Genomic DNA, 21,575 nt, shown 5'->3' with positions numbered 1-21,575 from the left:
ACTTGCCACGATTTTAGGTTATGGCAGCAGTGAAGCGGCTGTAAATATTTTTGTACGCCCTTGAGCAGGGTGAGGAATGAGGTGGTAGCGCAAATTATGGCAAATGCATCGAGAGGCCAATTTTCGTCGAAAATGGGTTTTATAATGGCTGCAGCAGGCTCTGCGGTGGGATTGGGCAATGTGTGGGGATTTCCTACCAAAGCGGCCAGTAATGGCGGCGCAGCTTTTTTATTGATTTATTTGTTGATGGTGTTTTTACTTGCCTATCCTATGCTGGTGGCCGAATTAACCATTGGTCGTCACGGTCAATCTAACCCGGTTTCCTCGCTGCGCGCTCTGTTACCAAGAAAAAAGAAGGTGGCGGTATTACTGGGTTTAATCGCCATGTTGGTCGCCTCGCTATTGTTGAGCTTTTATTCCATTTTGGCCGGTTGGTTAGTCGGTTTTGCCGGTGCCCCTATTTTAGACGCGCTGCAGTATCATCAAGCCAGTACGTGGTTGACGGATTTTAGTAACAGTCGCAATGTGTTACTTACATTATTGTTTTCTGCATTAACCGTTTTAGTGGTTAAAAAAGGCGTTTCCGATGGCATTGAAAAATGGTCGACCCGTTTAATGCCAATGTTGTTTGTCCTATTTGCAATCATGATCGTCTATATCTTTACTCAAGAGGGGGCAATGGAAGGCTTAACGGCGTATTTGATACCCGATATTTCTCATCTGTCCCCTGCGCTGTTTGTCGATGCGATGGGGCAAGCGTTCTTTTCTCTCTCACTAGGAGTAACGACCATGATGGTCTACGGCTCTTACTTGAGTAAAGACATCAATATCCCGAGAACGGCAAAACAAGTTGCCCTTATTGATACCGGTGTCGCTTTTGCTGCTGGCTTGCTCATTCTGCCGGCCATGTATGTGGCGAAGCACAATGGCGTTGAGATTTTTGATCAGGCGGGTAACTTGATAAGTTCAGGTGGTTTGGTCTTCCAAGTCTTGCCCTCGATGTTTGATACCATGGGCAATGCCGGCGTTGTGCTTGGGGTGGGCTTCTTTATTTTAATGGTGATTGCGGCTTTGACCTCGTCGATCTCGCTTCTCGAAGTACCGGTGTCTTGTATTCATGATGAGTTTGGTGTGGACCGCGGTAAAGCCACCTGGATCATGGGGGCGGTTATCATGTTGTTGAGTGTCATTATTGCACTGAATTTTGAACATTTGTTTGGTTTAGTGGCGGACTTTACCACCGTGTACATGCAGCCCATTCTCGGCGCAATTTGGGCGATTTTTGCCGGTTGGGTTTGGCACCGTAATTCACTATTAAAAGAGCTTGCGCAAGGCTGTCCTGAAATCGAACAGTCACTGTTTTGGAAGATTTGGCCACACTATGTCCGATTTGTTTGCCCTGTTGCGATCATCGCTGTGTTTGTGTTTTCGATCCTATAGTGCCTTCATCAGCTTGGCACGTCATGAGCACATGAAGCTTATGGTGAAGTGACCATGAAAAAGCGTCCTGATTGGGCGCTTTTTTACTGGTGTGCTCAATCGCATCACGTATACTGTCCGGCAATTTCTCGGAGGCACAATGTTTGATTTGATTTTTCAACACCCGGACTTTGTGGTGATTAATAAACACCCAGAGATCTCGGTTCACAAGGACCAACAGGAACACGGGCTAGTGGAGACCGTCAGTGCGGTGCTTGGTTTGCCCAATTTGTACCTAGTACACCGACTCGACAAAATGACATCCGGCCTCCTTATTCTAGCCACCCAAGCTCAGGCAGCCGCTGAGCTAGCTCAGTGCTTTGCCAAGCGAGAAATCGACAAATTTTATCTGGCGATCAGTGCTCACAAGCCCAAAAAAAAGCAGGGCTTAATATGCGGTGATATGGAGAAAAGTCGTCGCTCAGCATGGAAGTTAATGAAAAGCCAACAAAATCCAGCGGTAACGCAGTTTTTCTCTTTGTCGTTAGAGCAAGGTCGGCGGGCATTTCTGTGCAAACCTTATACGGGTAAAACCCATCAAATTCGAGTGGCGTTAAAATCACTCTCTGCGCCAATTCTCGGTGATGGGATTTATACAGGGGCCACCGATAGTGATCGCGGTTACCTTCACGCTTATGCAATTTGCTTTGTCTATCAAGGTCAACGTTTTGAGTTTAGGTGCGATCCGCGCACACAAAGCCAGGGTGTGTACTGGCAATCTCCCACGTTAGAGCGCCATCTCAACCAAGGGGACTGGCAGAGCCCTTGGCTACTTAATTGGCCTACTTTACCAGGAAGACTGACAAGATGATAACTCTGAATATCTCCGCTCTACAAAGGCTAGAGCAGCACCTCATCGAGCAACTTGCTTTAAAACCCAATCAATTGACGCGGTTATTTCACGGCCGTGGTCGGTTTTACCTAGGGCTTGAACAGATCACTGTTGATTGGGTAAATCAAACCATGTTGGTACAGTTGTTTAAATGTTATGACGGGCCGAGCCTCGAGCGATTACAAAGCCGATTGAGAGCGATTAGCTTAACCCAAGAGTGGCAACAAGCGGGCGGTGAGCACATTGTTATTCAGCATCGTTATTTAGCGGATAATGACCTGGATGTGGTCGTTGGTGAATTGATTGAGCGCCAAATTGGCTACGAAAATGGCTTGGCATATCATTTAACCTTGGGAAAAAACCAAAATATGGGTTTGTTCCTTGATATGAAAGCAGGCCGTGAATGGGTAAAACAGCACAGTCATGGCAAAAAGGTACTCAATCTATTTGCTTATACGTGCGGCTTTTCGGTCGCCGCCGTCGCTGGTGGGGCGAGCTCCGTGGTCAATATAGACATGGCCAAGGGCGCGTTGGCGACCGGGCGAAAAAATCATCAGCTCAACCCAGACCACGACGCCAAAGTTCATTTCTTTGCCCACGACATTTTCCGCTCATGGGGCAAGATCAAAAAATATGGCCCTTATGACCTCATTGTCATTGACCCGCCGTCGTTTCAAAAAGGCAGCTTTGCATTGACCAAGGATTACCAAAAAATCCTCAGGCGCTTGGCCGATTTACAAACGGCCGATGGGCAGGTACTCGCTTGTGTTAATGCCCCAGATGTCGACAGTCACTTTTTAATTGACAGTATGGCGACTCATGCCCCGCAATTTCGCTTTATTGAACGCCTAGACAACCCAAGTGCTTTTGTCGATAGTAACCCTGAGTCGGCTTTGAAAGTCTTACACTTCGCCAGCCAAGTCTGATACCAATCTGACCACAAACACAATCAGACTGGTATCCGGTTATTGTGGACTGGTTTTGATAAAAGCAGCGCTGTGGCTTGAATTGGTCAATATCATCAGTTTGTTGGTCGTGGTGACATCAGCGCCTTTGTTGAGTAGGTTAAACAAGGCCTGTTCTTGCTGCATTTGATTGGGCGGACACAACATTTTGGTTGCCAGGGCCTGGTGGATTTGTAATTGGTTGTCCTCTAAGCTCAACTGGCCCGAGAATTGATTACATCCACTTCGTCCTTGGATGGCCAAGGTGTCCGTGATAGTAAACTGTGCATTGCGTGGGGTATCGGCAATTTCTTTGCCGTCGAGCAACATTAATCGCCAATCGTGTTGAATATCCTGGTTTTGCACCGTTAAACGCGTGTTATCGGGCTGTGAGCTGCACGCGCCAAGGAAAAGGGACAAAGCGAGAGCGCTTACCAAGGGAATAGACTTCATCATTTGACCTTTATCTATAATAGTGAAGAGATGCGTTAAGCTTAAATCAAACACCGCTGATCGCTTGTGAAGTTCAAGTGAATTTTCATCCATTATCCTGCTGGATGATTATTTTGATGTATAATTATTGTACAAAAATAAGGGTGGGGGTGGTTGTGCAACAGCTTGAATTTTTTTCTGTACCAAGTCCATGTGTGGGCGTTTGCCACTTGGATGAAAAAGGCTATTGTTTGGGGTGCATGCGAAAAAGGCAGGAGCGTTTCAACTGGTTGTCAATGACCCCTGCAGAGCAAAAAGCCGTATTGCGTTTGTGTCAGTTGCGCTATCGTCGGCGACAAGGCAATCGAGACCACACGAAAGCTCAACCCGAGCCCATTGACATCACTCATTCGCAAGACTCGCTTTTTTAACCCTTTTACCAATCCGATTAAGTATGTGGTCAACGATAGCGCAGAATTAAGCTTGAGAACAAGGCAACCTACTTGCTTGTAAATGAAATGAATTAAGTTATTGTTTTTAAATTTATTTTTATAACGATGTTATCGGGTTTTTTAACCAGTTAAGGTGACCCGCTATTTAGCTTGATTGGTATTAGACAAACCCGAATACGCAGTGAGCTGTGCTATGTGGTAGGCAATAAAGAAAACCCCAGCTGTTGGTAGCAGCTGGGGTTAAATATCACGATTTCGGGTGGTAAGTCCGGATCATGCAAAAGGTGTCTATTTGCCTTGGTAAGGGGCAATTAGATGCGGATGAAATCCATGTGCTCAACTTTTGGCTTAAACGCGTGACGTTGAACATCTTGTGGCTTCACTTTAACTTCTTCGTTGCCGATCACAAGAGTGATTGCTTCGTAGAACTCAGGCTTGTCCATTTGGTTGATGATGTCATCGTGGTTTAGTGAGATAGCGACTGGCGCTGCTTCACCACCGTAAACAACTGCTGGGAATTGGCCAGCGTGACGTAGGCGGCGGCTCGCACCTTTACCTAGTTCAGTACGTACTACTGCTTGAAATTTCATAGTTTTACTCTCAAATTAGTAAAAAATTAAATGATAAAAAGCAATGCGACCTTGCTTAATATACTGTTCGCTCATCACTTTTAACGATTGAGCGAGCGCGGATACTAACACCGCTCGCCGAGTTAAGCAAGGCTGGGATTAATAAACCTTAGCATTTTCAGTCATGATCTGATGATAATGAGTTGGCTTCTCAAATAATTTGTCTTTTACTTTCCAAAAGCGCCCTTTTTTAAACGCAATGACGAGACTCGGTGGTTGGAAGCGATGCGCATTGTTGACAATTTTTGACGCCGCAGTCTCGGTAAATGGACGGTGTCGGTCACAAAGATGGCGAGGGACAAACCAATCTAAAAAATGCTGTTTTTGCCCTTTAGTCGCTAAAGGCCAGAACTCGTGAACTTGGGTCGTATCACTAAAGTAGGTGACTTTGAGCTGTGGCTTACCTTGGGCGCTTTTTTCTGCTTTAATTTGCATGTCGATACATTCAAAAATTAAGGCGTCTTTGAGCTTTAGGGCATCGCGGAGTTTTTTGTCGGCATCGACCAACACCGCCTCACATTGATGACAGCGACGAGCCGCAATATCGTTATCAGCGCCACACTGATCGCAATATTTGGCCCGAAAACGATAACCACAGTGTTCACGTTCTAGTGTATCTGGCTCTTCAAAATAGCCCTGGCATTGCCGTCCATAATGTTCGAGTAAAAAGCCGTTGGCATCCAATTTCCCCCAAAAGTTATTATTAAAGCCACAGGCAGGGCAGGGGACGGTAACCATTTCGCTTTGTGAATCCGGTTTGGGATCGCCGACTTCAGGTTGATAGAGATCGTGTCGATTACCCGCGTATTCAAGTACCAAACAATCGCTCTTGCCCTCTGCCAGTCTTAATCCTCGACCGACGATCTGCTGATATAAGCTGACGGACTCAGTTGGTCTTAAAACGGCGATCAAATCGACATGGGGCGCATCAAAGCCGGTGGTTAAAACCGAGACATTAACTAAATATTTGATCTGCTTTTGTTTAAAAGAGCGAATTATCTCTGCGCGTTGTTCGGTGGGGGTGTCACCAATCACCAGCGCCGTTTGTTGAGCGGGTAGGTAATTGATTATTTCTTGAGCGTGGGTGACGGTGGCAGCAAAAATCATAACCCCTTGTCGAGATTGAGCGTATTCGATGACTTGGGCAATAATTTGCGGGGTGACACGCTGGTGAGCATCGATCACCGCGTTGACTTCACTTTCCTGAAAATGCCCATGTGCATTGGGTTTTAAGGTTGAAAAATCATAACTGAGCATCGCCATATCGAGGATGCGAGGCTGGGTAAGGTAGCCTTCATCCATTAAATAAGTAATGGGTAATTCGAAAATACAATCGCGAAAAAAGCACGCTTGTTGGTTTTTGACTTGTCCCCTTGTGTGGTATTGATAAATCCAGCCTTTGCCAAGGCGATAAGGGGTAGCGGTCAAACCGAGAATTTTCATCTTCGGATTGAGTTGGTTGAGATGCGCAATCACTTTTTGGTAGCTGCTGTCTTTGTCATCAGGTACGCGATGGCACTCATCAATGACCAGTAGAGAAAAGGCGTCCTGAAACAGGTCTAAGTTTCTGACCACGGATTGAACAGAAGCAAACACCACTTGAGCGGACGTTTCCTTGCGATCAAGACCGGCAGAAAAAATACTCGCCTCAACGCCATAACTTTCATATTTTTCGTGATTTTGTTGCACCAATTCTTTGACGTGCGCTAATACCAAGACTCTGCCCTTGGCAATTCGTGCTAATTCGGCAATGACTAAGCTCTTTCCGGCTCCGGTGGGTAGAACGAGTACGGATGGCGTTTGGTAGCGACGGAAATAGTCAATCACAGCGCGAACGGCGTCCGCTTGGTATGGCCGCAATGAAAACATGTTCCCCCTCTATTATTTCATTAAAAGCGCACTATAATAGCGCACTTAAATCAAATGAGGTAAGCATGAGACTAGATAAATTTTTGTGTAATGCATTGGGCGCGACTCGCAAAGAAGCGGGCAAAATCATTAAATCTGGCGAAGTGACAATTGATGGGGTCACGACCAAAAGCGCGGCGGTAAAAGTTGATGATAGTCAGAGTGTTGAATGGCAAGGCCGTCAATTAAGTGCCCATGGTTTGCGGTATATTATGCTGTTTAAACCCCAAGGTTTTGTCTGTTCTCATGAAGATGGCTTTAATCACACCGCCTTTGTTTTATTGGATGAAGTCAATGTGGAAAAATTGCACTTTGCCGGCCGTTTAGATGTTGATACCACAGGGTTAGTGTTACTGACTGACGATGGTCAATGGTCGCATCGCATCACCTCCCCTAAACATCACTGTGAAAAAACGTATCGAGTGTGGCTTGTCGACCCGATTGGTGAGGATTACCAGCAAAAACTGCTTGAGGGCATTGAGCTTCGCAACGAAAAAAGCGCCACTTTACCGGCGAAAATGGAGATTGTCGACCGAGAAGAGAACGAAGTTTTGTTGACGATCAGTGAAGGCAAATACCATCAGGTAAAGCGAATGTTTGCAGCGCTTGGTAACAAAGTGGAACACCTGCATCGCGAGTCCGTGGGAAGTATTCAACTCGACCCAGAGCTAGAGCCGGGCGAATACCGTTACCTGACTGAAGAAGAAGTGGCGTCAGTACTGAGTCATTAACACAGAGTTCGCCCCCATGGCGGTTGGCGATCAAAAATACCCTTGCCTATTTGGAGAGTTTTATGGCCTCATCTGCTGGCGCCGCGATTGAGCGGCCCAAGGTCAATTTGTTGTTGTTTGTCATTCTCGGTGCCATCGGGGGATTGACCCCTCTGGCCATTGATCTTTACTTACCGGCCATGCCCGCGATTGCCACAGCATTAAATTCCACACCAGGGGCGGTGCAATTGACCTTAACCGCTTATGCTGCCGGGTTTGCGATTGGTCAGTTGATTCACGGCCCGTTAGCCGACAGTTATGGTCGTCGGCCTGTGTTGCTGTTGGGGATTGGTGCTTTTGCCTTGGCGGCCATGGCCAGTGCTCAAGTTGAACAGGTGGAGACCTTAACCTTTATTCGTACCTTGCAGGGCTTTGCGGGGGCGGCAGCGGCGGTGATTGTGCAAGCGGTGGTAAGAGACATGTTTGACCGCGAAGAGTTTTCACGTGCGATGTCATTTGTCACCTTGGTACTGACCATGGCCCCCTTGGTTGCCCCTTTATTAGGTGGTCACTTGGCCGATTGGTTTGGTTGGCGTGCAATATTTTGGTCGTTAGCGCTGTTTTCTCTACTCGTGATTGCGTTGGTGCTGTGGAAAATTCCAGAAACCCTGGCAGCCGAACATCGGCAACCTCTTAAACTGTCAGCGACGCTGAAAAATTACGCTTCTTTACTGCGCAATTCAACGGTGATGGGCTTGATTTTTGCCGGTGCGTTCTCGTTTGGCGGCATGTTCGTTTTTGTGACCGCAGGCTCTTTCGTTTATATTGAAATCTATCAGATACCGGCACAATACTTCGGGTATTTGTTTGGATTGAATATTCTTTCCATGATTGCGCTGACGATGGTCAACAGCCGTCTCGTTCGTCGCATGGGGTCACATGCCATGTTGCGCCTTGGTTTGACGTTACAATTAACCGCGGGGATTGGGCTCTTTTTTACCTGGCTATTGGATGGTGGTATCACGGCGGTTGTGGTTTTTGTCATGCTGTTCATCGGCACCATTTCCATGATTGGCAGTAACGCGATGGGATTGTTGCTCAGTGGCTATGGACACATGGCGGGAACCGCCTCTTCGTTAACGGGAACCTTGAGATTTGGTATGGGCTCTGTGATGAGTGCGGTCGTTGCCGCCTTACCTGGAGATAAAGCCTGGCCAATGTTATTTATTATGGCACTGTGTGCACTTTGTTCTGCATCGTGTTATTGGATTTTTGGGAGAAAAGCGTGAATCAATACGGTTACGACATACAAAACGTGGTCACTGAAGCCCTGACATCGATGGAAGCCGAGCATCAAAAAGGCCGTTTGGTCGATGCTCCGGTGGCCAACAATCATTTTCTATTGCGGTGGATGACCAAAAAAATCAAAGACAAACAGTTTCCTCGAAGTGTTCAACCGGATTTGATTCGCTGGCAAAAGATGGGGCGCTCTAAAGGCAATCAGGCACAGTTTCCACAACTCTTTGCCAATATTCGTGCCTTTTATCGCGAGATTTTGCCGGCTGAGGGGCAACCTGTTGTTGCGGTAACAGACAACCAAATAGAAGCATTTCTCGATGCAATGGAAGCACAGGATTGGGAAGTCAGCACCTCTGAGCCAGTTGTTAATCAAGGAAAAGTTCAGATTTTTACTGAAGGTCAAGACTCGTTGGTGTTGTGCGCTGATCAATGTTCTGACAATTTTGAACAAGAACAATTGATAAAACCAATGAGTTGGTTTGTGCGCGGTAATCATCAAGCGTTTATTTCAATGGCCTTTGAGCACGGTTTTTTAGTGCATAAAGTGACTGACTATAAATCCAACGTGAAATACCACGGAGAATATTTGATTTTCCCCAATAACTTAGGCGATAGATTGGCTGAAATTCCCTTTTCTTATCGCGCACAATAACAGAAGGTTTTCTGGCACTAAAACAGGCTAAGTCGTTAATGATAATAAAGTTTACTCACTTAAACGGCGATCATATCTTTAAGATTGATCACATTTAGTGTAGATTCTTATACTCAAACTGAGAAGTATATGGTTGATTGATGCTGTCATTAAAAAATATAAGCAAAGGCTATGTGGACGGGGATGAATTTCACCCTGTTTTACAAGGAGCACAATTGACTTTGGCTCGCGGCGAACAATTGGCATTGATGGGGGAGAGTGGGGCAGGAAAAAGCACCTTACTCAACCTTATTTCAGGCGTTGATATTGCCGACAGTGGCTTGATCGAATTTTCTGGCTTTTTGATGCACAGCGCCAGTGAAAAAGAGCGCACCGAATTTCGTCGTAACCACATTGGCCACGTTTTTCAACAGTTTAATCTACTGCCTACCCTGAACATTGCCGATAACATTCGTTTTAGTCGTCAACTGAAAGGGCTTGATGAAGACGCCGAACTATGGCGTCTTATTCTCTCGGCCCTTGATTTACTCTCATTAGTCAACCGTTATCCTGAAGAGCTTTCCGGTGGCCAGCAACAAAGAGCGGCGATTGCCAGAGCGCTTTACATGCAACCCAAGCTTATCTTGGCTGATGAGCCGACTGGGAGTTTAGATGAGCGCAATGCAGAAGCTGTGATGCGTTTATTGACCTCGTTATCCAAAGAGCTCGATGCCACTTTGTTAATTGTCACTCATAGTGAACAAGTTGCTCAACACACCTCGGGGAAAATTCGTTTACAAGGGGGACAATTGCATGTTGTGGCCAGTAGTTAAGGCGCTATTAGGTCATTATCGTCGACACCCTTTGCAAATGCTGCTGGTTCTATTGGGGTTGACCTTAGGCGTTTCTCTACTCGTCGGGGTGACAACCATTAACCAGCATGCTAAACAAAGTTACAGTTACAGCGGTAAAATTTTTACCAATCCTTTTCCCTACCGCATTCAAACCAAGCACGCTGCTTTTAAAGTACCGCAAGGTTTTTATATCCAGTTGCGCCAAGCCGGATTCACCCAATGTTACCCTTTTGATGTTAGGCGTTTTAGTGCGTCAAGTGGTATCAACGTCAATGTGATTGGTTTTGATCCTGTGGCAATGTTGGCCTTATACCCTAGTGGTTCGGAGCAAGCATTAAACAATCTTGAGCTGAGTGAGTTTCCTTACCCGGTGTTAGTTGGAAATGATTTGGCCGAAACACAAGGTTGGGTCAATGGTCAAATGGTTGTTATGCAAGATGGCAGTCAGATTGGACCGATCAAAATCGATCAAAACAAAGTGTTATCAGGCAGTAACATGCTGGCGGATATGCGGGTGTTACGTCAATTTCAAACCATTTCCGGTTTTTCTCGTATCGCTTGCCAAACTTTGTCTACCAGTCAAATGGCAGAGTTAAAGTCGTTTCTCCCCGATGGTTTAAAGGTGATTAAAAACAATCGTCAAGAATTGTCTTCTCTCACCAAAGCATTTCATATGAACCTCACCGCGATGGGGTTGTTGGCCTTTTTGGTGGGCTTGTTTATCTTTTATCAGGCGATGTCGATGACCTTTGTTCAACGTTTGCCCCTTATCGGCAACTTGAGACAATTAGGAGTCACAGGCAAACAGGTGGTACAAGCGATATTAATTGAGCTGACTCTGATGATAAGTTTTGCTTGGATTGCCGGTAATGGGTTGGGATTATTGCTGGCTAATCAGTTGATTTACAAAGTGGCAACCAGCTTAAACGATCTCTATGGCGCCAATGTGGGTCTAACCATTTCGATGAGTTGGTCCGCAGCGGCCTTTAGTTTATTGTTGACTTTTTCTGGTACCTTGGCGGCTTGTTTCTGGCCTTTAATCCGCTTGCACCGCAGTCAACCCATTCAACTGAGCATGCGCTTGTCGAGTTTGCGCTCATCGGGGCGAGAATTGTTTTGGCAAGCGTGGGCCGCGATCGTTTTTGCTTTGCTTGCTTGGATGATGCTCCTATTGCCAAAAAGCTTAGAGGCTGGTTTTTTAATCATTGTGTTTACTTTGTTAAGCGTGGCTTTGATGACGCCTTATCTACTCTGGAAGTGTTTTCGCGGTTTGGCGAAGTCTGTACCTTCCGTTGTTTGGCGTTGGTTTTTCTCCGATGCCGCTTCTAGCATGAGCTATCGCGGTATTGCATTAATGGCGTTTTTGTTAGCACTGGCCGCCAATATTGGCGTCGAGACCATGGTGGGTAGCTTTCGCGATACCACGGATAAATGGTTATCTCAGCGATTGGCGGCGGATTTGTACTTGTCACCTACCCACCAAAACACGACTAAGATCGAACAATGGCTACTCAAACAACCCCAAGTTGATCAGCTTAATTGGCGTTGGCAAACGGAGTTACACACCGCACGTGGACAACTTCAAGTGGTGAGCACTGGAGAGACGATTTCGGAATTTAATGCCTTGACCGTGAAATCATCGGTCAACAATTATTGGTATTTATTACATCACTCACGCAGTTTGATGGTCAGTGAATCGATGGCGTTAAAATACAATATTTCGCCAGGAGACCGGCTCGATCTCGTCTCACCGCTTGGCAGTGAATGGCTGGTGGTTGGGGTGTACTACGATTATGGCAACCCTTACAATCAATTGATGTTGTCACAGAGCAACTGGACAAATTATTTTGAGCGCGCTGGCAGTGTCAGTATTGGGGTGCAATTGTACAACCCCGAGCAAATTCATTCGGTTAAACAGGGGCTAGAGCAAACCTTTCATATCAACAGTGAAAATATCTATGACAGTGGTAGGTTGCACCAAAGGGCGATGGGATTGTTTGACCGCACCTTTTTTATTGCGGATGCCTTGTGCCACATTACATTGGTCATTGCTGTTATGGGCTTGTTCTTTGCCACTTTGTCAGGTGAAGTCGCTCGGCAAAGGCAAACGGCATTGTTGCGCTGCTTAGGAGTGACGGGAAAAGAGCTAATCATACTGGGTGGTGGTCAATTGGTGTTATTTGCTTTGATCAGTGCCTTGGTTGCTGTACCACTGGGTATTGGTATTTCGTACATGATTGTGGATATTTTATTACAGCATTCGTTCGGTTGGTCTATCGATTGGCAACTTTTGCCATGGCAATACGCAAAAACCATTGTCTGGGCAATGTGTGCCATGATGTTTGCAGGGGCATTACCAGTATGGCGTTTGATTCATAAAAGCGCCATCACAGCGTTGAGGAGAGCGGTATGAGTAAAAACGCACTGCTGTCCGTACCATTAAAATGGTTGGTGATCGGATTAGTCATTTGTTGGCTGGTGATTATTGTTGGTTACTTTACTCATTTGCGGCAAGAACAAAGACACAATCCGCAATTGCCAGAGCTCAGCGTTCGAGCCCCTGACCGGCCCGGTAATGCGCCTGAGGGGCTGACTTTACCAAACGACCTGGCCTTTCATCAAAGCAGTGCCAACGAGATCTGGCAAATGTACGCGGTGTTGAATGATAAACAGGGGCACAGCTATCGTTTCCAATGGCAATTTCTGCAAGTAAACCTGGCCACTCCAGCGCACACAGGTTGGCAAAATGAACAGCGTTACTACGCACAAGCGACGATGGTTTCTTTGCAAAAATCCTGGATGGCCAGTCGCATTGCGCGTGGTGGCTTTGGCCAAGCTGGGACCTCATCGAGGCCAATGAAATTGTGGATTGATGATTGGCAACTAAATACTTACCGCGACAGCAACGCCGCTAAGCTCAAGGTACGCGGTAGCGACTTTGCCGTGAATCTCGATATTGAACAACAAACGCCAGGTTGGCTTAAGTTCGGCCAAAATGGCTTATGGCGAATCAAAAGTAGACCAGATGCTTGGTTTTACAATCTTTCTGCGCCCAGAAATCAGATTTCTGGTGTCATCACGTTAGACGGTGTTCCAGTACCCGTGAGTGGGCGAGCTTGGGTTGATCACGTTTGGGGCTCGCAACTGTATCATTTGGCCGATCAAGATTGGCAGTGGTTGCGCTTGCGACTCGATGACGATCGCTACTTATCCGTTTGGCGTTATCACAATGATCAACAGCTACCGACGACGACCGCCAGTTTGGTCGATGCAGACGGAAATGTTGACTATTTGACGCCTAACGAAGTATCACTTGATCCCGTTGCAAGCGATGAGATAACCGAACACACTCATAAGTCGCTGAAATGGAAGTTGAGTATTCCCAAATACAGTATTTACCTTACAACTCAACCTGTGCAACTCGGTGATAAGGTAGCGGAGCAAAGTACTATGTGGCAAGGGCAAGTTTATGCCTATGGCACACAAGGCGGTTCGGGCTTTTTTCAAATCCTCTCCAAATAAGTCTGAAAAGTCAGCTTTGCTATACTGTCTACAGTTTCGTGAATTTAACCCACTTAATCTAAGTAATAAGTGAGTGATTCACGCGAAATAACCTAACGCAATGACGACGATAAAATCAATCAAACATGGATGACGTTTCGGTTTTTGCGAAAGGTTATATCTAAACAATCGATTTTTCCGAAACTCAATCAAGGGATACACTGAGCCCTTGTGTTATTTATGTCTCGTTACACTGATAAGGATCACTGGTAATGGATAAACTTCGTCAATTTTTTAAAATGGAATCCGCTGGCGGTATTCTATTGGTTCTGTCTGCCGTATTGGCTATGATCGTGGCCAACTCTCCTTTGGCCTCACTATACGATTCCTCTTTACATACCTATGTGTTCGGTTTGTCGATTTCTCACTGGATTAACGACGGTTTAATGGCAATCTTTTTCTTGTTGATTGGTTTAGAAGTCAAAAGAGAATTGATAGAAGGGGCATTAAAGTCAAAAGAAACCGCACTATTTCCCGCAATTGCCGCGATTGGCGGCATGTTAGCGCCAGCTCTGGTTTATGTCTTTTTTAACCAGCAAACCCCTGAAGCGATTCAAGGATGGGCGATTCCAGCGGCAACGGATATCGCATTTGCTCTCGGCGTGATGGCCATTTTGGGCAACCGCGTCCCTGTCGCACTCAAAGTGTTTTTGTTGGCATTGGCGATCATTGATGACCTAGGTGTGATCGTGATTATCGCGCTGTTTTACAGCAGCGACTTATCGACGTTGGCGTTAGCAATTGGCTTTGCTATGACCTTGTTGCTGTTCTACATGAATTACAAAAATGTCACCAAGTTAAGCGCTTACTTGGTCGTCGGCACAATTTTATGGTTGGCGGTGTTGAAATCTGGCGTGCACGCCACTCTGGCTGGGGTAGTGATTGGTTTTGCTATTCCATTAAAAGGCAAAGAAAAGCAATCTTCGCCACTGAAAACCTTAGAGCACGGATTAGAGAACTACGTCAACTTTGGTATTTTGCCTCTATTCGCCTTTGCCAATGCTGGTATCGCTCTTCAGGGGGTATCGTTTGATAACTTAGTGTCTATGGTACCGTTAGGGGTTGCATTAGGCTTGTTAGTGGGCAAACCACTGGGTATTTTCACTTTCAGTTTGTTATCCGTGAAGCTCGGCTGGGCTAAATTGCCAGAGGGAATCAACTTTAAACACATTTTTGCTGTGTCCGTGTTATGCGGTATTGGCTTTACTATGTCGATATTCATATCATCGCTGGCCTTTGGCGATGCCAATCGCGAGTTTGATACCTTAGCACGCCTGGGTATTTTGATTGGCTCTACCACATCGGCGCTAATTGGTTATGGGCTACTCAATGCCATTTTGCCCAAAGCGTCCACCCAAGCGATAAAATCCCAGCCTTAGCGAAAATAAAAAAAGCCCAGAGCAAGTAGGCTCTGGGCTGGATACAAACATAGGAGTTATAAGAAAAAGCAGCAACACGAACTGGAAAGCGTTTGACGGCTAAGAGAAACCTCTCCAGTTACTCGTTGTTACCTTACTTATGACTCTCCTTTCACAATGAAGTTCCCTTAAATTCCATTCTTTTTTCACTGTCTTTACTTTTGTATTTTTGTGTGATCTATACCTCGCTTTTTGGTCCGACCTGTTTTCAAAAGTGTGATGTTAACAATTTGTTATTTTTTTTGTTGGTGTTAATTTAACGGTGTAGAACAACACATCGTTGTAATGAAATCTTGTCAAATCGGACAGAGCTCTCAAACAGCGAGATAGATGACTAATACCATTGCCCTAAAAAACAGACAGTTTGCTCTATTTTAAAAAGTGAAAATTGCAGTCAATACAAAAAGTACAAGTAAACGAATCTATCGGCTTTTATGGCTTGTATTACAGGGTTTTCAACAAAGGGCTGGGGCAATGAATTTAAAAAGACTGAATCAGTGATATTCGGCACCCGACGTGAAATAGAAGGAATACATCATGAACTCTCTACGCAAAAAGTGGGTAAGTGATCCCGCGCTAACATGGTTTAAAAAAACGTTACCAGCTCTATCTACCACTGAACGAGAAGCAATGGAGGCGGGCAGTGTCTGGTGGGAAGGAGAGTTATTCAGTGGCCAACCAGACTTTAGCAAGTTACACAATTACCCCAAGCCGACACTAAGTGAAGAAGAAAAGCAGTTTATCGAAAATCAATTACCGACGTTGATGGATATGCTCGATGATCATCAGATCATTAAACACGACCGCAATTTACCAGAGGCGGTGTGGCAATACCTCAAACAAGAGCGATTCTTTTCACTCATCATACCAAAAGAATATGGGGGCAGAGCCTTCTCAGCACTGGCTAATTCGACGATAGTTTCCACTATTGCGACTAAGAGTATCAGTGCTGCGGTCACTGTGATGGTGCCAAACTCTTTAGGCCCAGGAGAATTGTTGACGCACTATGGCACAGAAGAGCAAAAAAATTATTGGCTACCTAGGCTGGCAGACGGTCAAGACATCCCGTGTTTTGCCTTAACTGGCCCCGAAGCGGGCTCCGATGCTGGAGGCATACTTGATAGCGGTGAAGTGTGTTATGGCACTTACCAAGGGAAAAAAACGCTAGGTATCAATCTCAACTGGAATAAACGCTACATCACGTTAGCCCCAGTGGCCACTGTACTAGGGTTGGCGTTTAAATTAAGTGATCCACAACACTTGCTTGGTGACAAAACATCGCTTGGCATCACCTGTGCTTTGATACCGACCTCTCATGACGGTGTTGAGATTGGTGAGCGTCACGACCCGCTCGGATTGGCATTCATGAATGGGCCGACACGAGGAGAAAATGTCTTCATCCCTATGGATTGGTTGATTGGGGGGCAAGAGTACGCGGGTAAGGGGTGGCGAATGTTGGTCGAGTGTCTTTCGGCAGGCCGTGGCATTTCACTGCCGGCGATTGGCGCAGCGATTGGTCACTTAACGACGCGTACCACGCCTGCATACGGCTATGTCCGTAAACAATTTGGCATGCCGATAGGTCAATTTGAAGGGGTTGAACAAGTGTTGGGGAAAATGGCGGGCTTGACCTACCTATTGGAAGCGACGCGAACATTCACCACAACGGCTTTAGATATGGGCGAAAAGCCTGGGATTGTCACAGCGATTGCCAAGTATCACATGACCGAAATTGGCCGAGAAATACTCAATGATGCTATGGATATTCACGCCGGTCGTGCGATCCAAGATGGACCAATGAACTACCTCGCCACCCATTATATTGGTATTCCAGTCGCCATCACGGTTGAAGGGGCCAATATTTTAACCCGTAACTTGATGATTTTTGGTCAAGGGGCGACCCGTTGCCACCCTTATGTTCTCAAAGAAATGGAAGCTGCAGCCAACCCAGATACAGAGCAAGCCAGTCAAGCCTTTGATCAATTATTATTTAAACATATAGGTCATGCGAGTAAGAATGCACTGTTGAGCTGTTTAAACGCGCTAACGGCTTCGCGTTTTGCCAAGGTTGAGTGCCGCGGTGAGGTGAAGCGATATTATCAACACATCAAGCGTTTGAGCCAAGCACTTAGCATTGCTGCCGACGTTTCTATGTTGACCCTAGGTGGTGACTTGAAGCGCAAAGAAGCCACATCAGCGCGCTTAGGTGATACCTTGAGTTATTTGTTTATGGCGACGGCGTGTTTGAAAAAATACCAAGATGAGGGCGCCTACGTTGAAGACCGGCCTTTGCTCGATTTTGCGGTCCAACATTGTTTACACAATGCCAGCCATGCCCTCAATGAAGCGTATCGGAATTTCCCGAAAAAAGGCACAGGCAAATTGCTTAAACACCTGACCTTCCCACTGGGCAATCATTGTAAAGCGCCCAGTGATGGATTAGTGAGTTGTATCGCGCGTTTGGTGTCCCAGCCGGGCGAACAACGCGATAGATTAACCCATTTGTGTTACGTCAACTTAAATGATCAAGGCGTTGGCTTAATGGAGCGCAGTTTTATCGCTTTAAAAGCCGTTGAGCCATTAGAGAAAAAATTGCATACCGCGATCAAACAAGGAGACATCCCCAACAAAATAAGCTTGGCAGAAAAGCTCGAACTCGCACTCAAACTTGGTGTGTTTAATGCCGATGAAGTGGAGGCGATTGAAAAGGCTGAGGCACTGCGGCAACAAGCGATTCAAGTGGATCATTTTAGTCATGACTTTAGTGAAATCAGAACCCATGGCAAACCAAAAAATCCAACCTTGAACGATGTGGCTTAGTTCCTAAAGGGTGTGGTCGTTGTGCCACACCCGTTTAAATTATCACCAACTTGTCTGCTTTACTTCCTTCAGAGATCCAACCACTTAGAAAAAAAGCTTTTTTTTTCATAAATAGGGTGAGATCTTATGATGAACCCCTTATCCTTATCAGGTTTATTAAAGGAAGTTGAATATGATCATCAAACCTAAAATTCGTGGATTTATCTGTACAACGACACACCCAGTAGGTTGTGCAGCCAATGTTAAAGAACAAATTGAGTATACGAAGTCTCAAGGGCCAATTGCCAATGCACCAAAACGCGTGTTGGTTGTCGGGGCGTCTAGTGGTTACGGTTTGTCTTCTCGTATCACAGCGGCTTTTGGTGGTGGTGCCTCAACCATCGGTGTTTTCTTCGAAAAAGAAGGAACAGAGAAAAAAACAGGTACGGCAGGTTTCTACAACGCGGCGGCATTTGAGCAATTTGCGCATCAAGAAGGCTTGTACGCGAAAAGTATTAATGGCGATGCGTTTTCTCATCAAGCTAAGCAAAAAGCCATTGAGTTAATTCAAGAAGACCTAGGTCAAATTGATTTAGTGGTCTACTCTTTGGCGTCACCGGTGAGAAAAATGCCTGAAACCGGCGAGCTCGTACGCTCCTCTCTTAAGCCGATTGGCGAAACCTACACCTCTACTGCTGTCGATACCAATAAAGATGTCATCATTGAAGCCAGTGTTGAGCCAGCAACAGAACAAGAGATTGCCGATACTGTAACCGTAATGGGTGGCCAAGATTGGGAACTGTGGATGGACGCGCTTGACCAAGCCGGTGTATTAGCACCTGGCTGTCGAACGGTTGCTTACAGCTACATCGGCACGGAGCTTACTTGGCCAATCTATTGGGATGGGGCATTAGGTAAAGCGAAAATGGACCTTGATCGTGCAGCCACAGCGCTCAATCAAAAATTGGCTGACAAACAGGGCAGTGCCAATGTTGCGGTACTGAAATCTGTCGTCACACAGGCGAGTTCAGCGATCCCAGTTATGCCTTTATACATCGCGATGGTGTTTAAGAAAATGCGTGAAGAAGGGGTACACGAAGGCTGTATCGAACAAATTAACCGTTTGTTTAACGCACGCATGTACAAAGAAGATGGCTCTGCACCCGAAGTGGATGAAGCGAATCGCTTGCGCCTTGATGATTGGGAGCTGCGTGATGACATTCAGCAACACTGCCAAGCTCTGTGGCCTCAAATTACGTCTGATAACCTAAAAGAGTTAACCGATTACGTTGAGTACAAAGAAGAGTTCTTGAAACTGTTTGGCTTTGGTGTTGACGGTGTCGATTATGAGGCAGACGTTAGCCCGGTCGTTGACGCTGACTTTGTTAACCTGTAAAGGGTTATCTCCATACATTAATGGCCTCATTTGAGGCCATTTTTTTATTCTGATAAACCATAATGTCATCGACTTAATACTGCCCTGATTACGCATTTTGTTAACCAGGGCAGTAGAGCAGTAGATATTAAGTAAGAATGACCAGTATAGTGCCAGCTAAGGTCATGAGAATATTGGCAATGGCATAGGTGCCGGCATAACCAAGGGCAGGAATGGCTGATTTAGCATAATCGTTAACAATGTCCATAGCGGGCGCGCAAGTCCTTGCTCCAATTACCGCGCCAAGCAATAAGGCGCGATTCATTTTAAGAATATGCGCACCGACTAAATAAGCCAACACCACTGGGATAACACTGATTAAAAACGCGACGGCAAAAATAGTCGGACCGACTTGCGCCAGGTGAGCAAACATTTTGCCACCGGCACTTAAACCGATACCCACCATAAAAACCATTAAACCAAGATCTTTTATGATGTTTAAAGCGCCCTGAGGGACATAGCCAAAAGTAGGGTGGTTAGCTCTTAAGAAGCCCAAAGTAATACCGGAAAGCAACAGTCCGACTGCATTGCCTAAGCTGAAAGAGACTTGACCAAAGGTCATGGTAATTAGACCCAGCAAAATACCCATAATGAAAAAACTGCAAAAAGCCAGCAAGTCGGCCATTTGACTGTGAATGGAGATAAAGCCGATTTTGCGTGCAAGACCATGTACGCGACTCTTTTCTCCACTGACTTGTAAAACATCGCCTTTCGCGAGAACAATATCGAGATCCATCGGCATTTCGATTTGTGCCCTTACGACTCGATTGAGAAAACAACCGTATTCAGATAAATTTAAGTCCGCTAAGCGCTTACCAACCATAGAGTCGCTTTTGACCACGATTTCTTCTTCGACAACGCGTAAGTCGAGTAGGTTGCGGTCAAACACTTCTTTACCGTTGCGAAAACGTGGGTCAAGACGAGCATGGCTATCGGGAAAACCCACCAAGGCAATTTCATCCCCTTCTTGCAAAATGGCATCGCCATCGGGTCGTGCCAGGATGCCATTGCGACGAATGCGTTCGATATAACACCCAGTTTGACGGTAAATACCTAATTCGCGGAGGTTTTTGCCATCGGTCCAATCAATCAATTCGGTCCCAACGCGGTAAGCGCGAATGATCGGCAAATACACTTTTCGTTGGCTACTTGAACCAAGGCCACGCTCTCGGGCAATTTGTTGTGCTGAGTCAGATAAATTTTGCTTTTGAAATTTGGGCAGCAGTTTGGCAAACACGATCATACTGATCAGACCGACCAAATAAGACATTGCGTAACCTACGGATAAGTTCTCCATCACGATATCAAAAGTCATATCACGAGGGATCTCTGATAGGCCTGAGTTGATGGCATCTTGTGCGCCAACCAAGACCGGAGTTGAGGTTAAGGCCCCCGCCATCATGCCCGCAGAAAGGCCAAAATCGATGTGCAAATACTGAGTGCAAACATAAGTAATGGCGATTGCTGTGACCAAAACCGTCATACTCAAAATAAGGTAGTGTTTGCCGTCGCGAAAGAAAATACCGAAAAAGTTAGGGCCCGCTTCAATCCCCACACAATAGATAAACAGCATAAAGCCGATGATCAGGGTCTCAGAGCTGAAAGAAAAACCGAGATGGCCCATAACCAGTGAGGTCATGAGAACGCCAATCGAATTTCCGAGTTGAAAGTTGCCAAAGCGAATTTTTCCAATTGAGAGGCCAATCGCCAGGACACAAAAAATGAGTAGGATGGGGTTTTCTTGTAGCAAAAGTACGACGTCTATGTTCACTGTAAGATTCTAATGTGGATGGGTAAAATAGGTTTGAAATCTGAATTAATTGTAGCTGAATTATCGCAATTGATAAGTGAATTTTTTGTCATAAAGCAAAATAGACAAAAAAAAAGCCCACCGACGGGTGGACTTTTTAAATGGTGTTTAATCGAATAAACCTAAATTCGCTTTAGCATAAGCTTCGAATTCATCACAACCACCGATGTGGTCTTGATCAATGAAAATTTGTGGCACAGTGTGAACGGGTTTACCAACGGTTTTTTCAAGATCTTGTTTGGTGATGCCTTCAGCCTGAATGTCGACATAGCGGTAGTTAAAATCATCGCGTTTTGCTTTCAGGGTTTCAGCGTGTTCTTTCGCACGAACACAATAAGGGCAAGCAGGACGGCCAAAAATGACTGCAAACATAGTTATCTCC

18 protein-coding genes are annotated in these 21,575 nt (G+C 45.8%); 13 read left to right on the top strand and 5 right to left on the bottom strand.

Features of this window, described 5'->3' with window-relative positions; translation table 11 throughout:
* The first annotated feature begins 96 nt into the window (after window positions 1–96).
* The 3 genes from AB0763_RS07990 (at window position 97) to AB0763_RS07980 (ending at window position 3,237) form a co-directional block, all read left to right on the top strand.
* Window positions 97–1,440 carry a sodium-dependent transporter gene (locus AB0763_RS07990; RefSeq protein ID WP_306100226.1) on the top strand — a complete coding sequence of 448 codons (1,344 nt, stop codon included), beginning with the start codon at window positions 97–99 and terminating at the stop codon, window positions 1,438–1,440.
* Between the two features lie 139 nt (window positions 1,441–1,579).
* The gene (locus AB0763_RS07985; protein WP_306100225.1) at window positions 1,580–2,290 is read left to right on the top strand and encodes a TIGR01621 family pseudouridine synthase; all 711 of its coding nucleotides are present in this window, start codon (window positions 1,580–1,582) and stop codon (window positions 2,288–2,290) included.
* Window positions 2,287–3,237 carry a class I SAM-dependent methyltransferase gene (locus tag AB0763_RS07980; RefSeq protein WP_306100224.1) on the top strand — a complete coding sequence of 317 codons (951 nt, stop codon included), beginning with the start codon at window positions 2,287–2,289 and terminating at the stop codon, window positions 3,235–3,237. Before AB0763_RS07985 ends, AB0763_RS07980 begins: the two co-directional genes overlap by 4 nt.
* Before the next feature lie 39 nt (window positions 3,238–3,276).
* Here AB0763_RS07980 and AB0763_RS07975 read toward each other — a convergent pair whose 3' ends face one another.
* Window positions 3,277–3,711 carry an META domain-containing protein gene (locus tag AB0763_RS07975; protein ID WP_306100223.1) on the bottom strand — a complete coding sequence of 145 codons (435 nt, stop codon included), beginning with the start codon at window positions 3,709–3,711 and terminating at the stop codon, window positions 3,277–3,279.
* A gap of 113 nt (window positions 3,712–3,824) precedes the next feature.
* Here AB0763_RS07975 and AB0763_RS07970 point away from each other — a divergent pair, with 113 nt between their 5' ends.
* Complete coding sequence (locus tag AB0763_RS07970; protein ID WP_306100222.1) at window positions 3,825–4,118, top strand: DUF1289 domain-containing protein; 294 nt, start codon at window positions 3,825–3,827, stop codon at window positions 4,116–4,118.
* A 332-nt stretch (window positions 4,119–4,450) separates the two neighbouring features.
* On the opposite strand, the gene rplY is transcribed toward AB0763_RS07970, so the two are convergent.
* Together rplY and AB0763_RS07960 are read right to left on the bottom strand one after the other, a co-directional pair.
* Complete coding sequence (gene rplY / locus AB0763_RS07965) at window positions 4,451–4,729, bottom strand: 50S ribosomal protein L25 (protein ID WP_306100221.1); 279 nt, start codon at window positions 4,727–4,729, stop codon at window positions 4,451–4,453.
* 138 nt (window positions 4,730–4,867) lie between these two features.
* Window positions 4,868–6,637: a DEAD/DEAH box helicase gene (locus AB0763_RS07960; RefSeq protein ID WP_306100220.1), complete on the bottom strand. Its 1,770-nt coding sequence runs from the start codon at window positions 6,635–6,637 to the stop codon at window positions 4,868–4,870.
* 65 nt (window positions 6,638–6,702) lie between these two features.
* On the opposite strand from AB0763_RS07960, the gene rsuA reads away from it, so the two are divergent.
* The 9 genes from rsuA (at window position 6,703) to fabV (ending at window position 19,344) form a co-directional block, all read left to right on the top strand.
* Window positions 6,703–7,407, top strand: a complete 705-nt coding sequence (gene rsuA, locus AB0763_RS07955) for a 16S rRNA pseudouridine(516) synthase RsuA (protein ID WP_306100219.1) — start codon at window positions 6,703–6,705, stop codon at window positions 7,405–7,407.
* A 62-nt stretch (window positions 7,408–7,469) separates the two neighbouring features.
* On the top strand, window positions 7,470–8,675 hold the full coding sequence (locus tag AB0763_RS07950) for a Bcr/CflA family multidrug efflux MFS transporter (RefSeq protein WP_306100218.1): 1,206 nt from the start codon (window positions 7,470–7,472) through the stop codon (window positions 8,673–8,675).
* Entirely contained in the window at window positions 8,672–9,337 is a 666-nt protein-coding gene (locus AB0763_RS07945; RefSeq protein WP_306100217.1) for a DUF2913 family protein, read from the top strand. The genes AB0763_RS07950 and AB0763_RS07945 overlap by 4 nt, the downstream gene beginning before the upstream one ends.
* A 140-nt stretch (window positions 9,338–9,477) precedes the next feature.
* Entirely contained in the window at window positions 9,478–10,149 is a 672-nt protein-coding gene (locus AB0763_RS07940; protein WP_306100216.1) for an ABC transporter ATP-binding protein, read from the top strand.
* The gene (locus AB0763_RS07935) at window positions 10,130–12,583 is read left to right on the top strand and encodes an ABC transporter permease (protein ID WP_306100215.1); all 2,454 of its coding nucleotides are present in this window, start codon (window positions 10,130–10,132) and stop codon (window positions 12,581–12,583) included. Before AB0763_RS07940 ends, AB0763_RS07935 begins: the two co-directional genes overlap by 20 nt.
* Window positions 12,580–13,692, top strand: a complete 1,113-nt coding sequence (locus tag AB0763_RS07930) for a lipocalin-like domain-containing protein (protein ID WP_306100214.1) — start codon at window positions 12,580–12,582, stop codon at window positions 13,690–13,692. The genes AB0763_RS07935 and AB0763_RS07930 overlap by 4 nt, the downstream gene beginning before the upstream one ends.
* Window positions 13,693–13,943: 251 nt before the next feature.
* Window positions 13,944–15,110, top strand: a complete 1,167-nt coding sequence (gene nhaA, locus AB0763_RS07925) for a Na+/H+ antiporter NhaA (RefSeq protein ID WP_306100213.1) — start codon at window positions 13,944–13,946, stop codon at window positions 15,108–15,110.
* A gap of 576 nt (window positions 15,111–15,686) precedes the next feature.
* On the top strand, window positions 15,687–17,969 hold the full coding sequence (locus tag AB0763_RS07920; RefSeq protein WP_306100212.1) for an acyl-CoA dehydrogenase: 2,283 nt from the start codon (window positions 15,687–15,689) through the stop codon (window positions 17,967–17,969).
* A 172-nt stretch (window positions 17,970–18,141) separates the two neighbouring features.
* A complete protein-coding gene (fabV, locus tag AB0763_RS07915; RefSeq protein ID WP_306100211.1) occupies window positions 18,142–19,344 on the top strand; it encodes an enoyl-ACP reductase FabV in 1,203 nt (400 codons plus the stop codon).
* A 127-nt stretch (window positions 19,345–19,471) separates the two neighbouring features.
* Here the strand turns inward: fabV and AB0763_RS07910 are convergent, their stop codons facing one another.
* Together AB0763_RS07910 and AB0763_RS07905 are read right to left on the bottom strand one after the other, a co-directional pair.
* Complete coding sequence (locus AB0763_RS07910; RefSeq protein ID WP_306100210.1) at window positions 19,472–21,154, bottom strand: aspartate:alanine antiporter; 1,683 nt, start codon at window positions 21,152–21,154, stop codon at window positions 19,472–19,474.
* A gap of 147 nt (window positions 21,155–21,301) precedes the next feature.
* Window positions 21,302–21,565 carry a GrxA family glutaredoxin gene (locus AB0763_RS07905; RefSeq protein ID WP_306100209.1) on the bottom strand — a complete coding sequence of 88 codons (264 nt, stop codon included), beginning with the start codon at window positions 21,563–21,565 and terminating at the stop codon, window positions 21,302–21,304.
* Window positions 21,566–21,575: the final 10 nt, after the last annotated feature.

This window comes from Vibrio sp. HB236076, from assembly GCF_040957575.1.
In the GTDB taxonomy this organism is placed as follows: domain Bacteria; phylum Pseudomonadota; class Gammaproteobacteria; order Enterobacterales; family Vibrionaceae; genus Vibrio.
The sequence above is the reverse complement of the archived record's forward strand: the minus strand, read 5'-3'. Positions and strand labels throughout refer to the sequence as shown.

Excerpts from the sequence above, each read along its gene's own strand:
- AB0763_RS07980 (WP_306100224.1), top strand. The coding sequence starts at position 2,287 with ATGATAACTCTGAATATCTCCGCTCTACAAAGGCTAGAGCAGCACCTC.
- AB0763_RS07985 (WP_306100225.1), top strand. The coding sequence starts at position 1,580 with ATGTTTGATTTGATTTTTCAACACCCGGACTTTGTGGTGATTAATAAA.
- AB0763_RS07975 (WP_306100223.1), bottom strand. The coding sequence starts at position 3,711 with ATGATGAAGTCTATTCCCTTGGTAAGCGCTCTCGCTTTGTCCCTTTTC.
- AB0763_RS07905 (WP_306100209.1), bottom strand. The coding sequence starts at position 21,565 with ATGTTTGCAGTCATTTTTGGCCGTCCTGCTTGCCCTTATTGTGTTCGT.
- AB0763_RS07935 (WP_306100215.1), top strand. The coding sequence starts at position 10,130 with ATGTTGTGGCCAGTAGTTAAGGCGCTATTAGGTCATTATCGTCGACAC.
- AB0763_RS07920 (WP_306100212.1), top strand. The coding sequence starts at position 15,687 with ATGAACTCTCTACGCAAAAAGTGGGTAAGTGATCCCGCGCTAACATGG.
- fabV (WP_306100211.1), top strand. The coding sequence starts at position 18,142 with ATGATCATCAAACCTAAAATTCGTGGATTTATCTGTACAACGACACAC.
- AB0763_RS07950 (WP_306100218.1), top strand. The coding sequence starts at position 7,470 with ATGGCCTCATCTGCTGGCGCCGCGATTGAGCGGCCCAAGGTCAATTTG.
- AB0763_RS07990 (WP_306100226.1), top strand. The coding sequence starts at position 97 with ATGGCAAATGCATCGAGAGGCCAATTTTCGTCGAAAATGGGTTTTATA.
- nhaA (WP_306100213.1), top strand. The coding sequence starts at position 13,944 with ATGGATAAACTTCGTCAATTTTTTAAAATGGAATCCGCTGGCGGTATT.
- AB0763_RS07960 (WP_306100220.1), bottom strand. The coding sequence starts at position 6,637 with ATGTTTTCATTGCGGCCATACCAAGCGGACGCCGTTCGCGCTGTGATT.
- AB0763_RS07930 (WP_306100214.1), top strand. The coding sequence starts at position 12,580 with ATGAGTAAAAACGCACTGCTGTCCGTACCATTAAAATGGTTGGTGATC.
- rplY (WP_306100221.1), bottom strand. The coding sequence starts at position 4,729 with ATGAAATTTCAAGCAGTAGTACGTACTGAACTAGGTAAAGGTGCGAGC.
- AB0763_RS07940 (WP_306100216.1), top strand. The coding sequence starts at position 9,478 with ATGCTGTCATTAAAAAATATAAGCAAAGGCTATGTGGACGGGGATGAA.
- AB0763_RS07970 (WP_306100222.1), top strand. The coding sequence starts at position 3,825 with ATGTATAATTATTGTACAAAAATAAGGGTGGGGGTGGTTGTGCAACAG.
- rsuA (WP_306100219.1), top strand. The coding sequence starts at position 6,703 with ATGAGACTAGATAAATTTTTGTGTAATGCATTGGGCGCGACTCGCAAA.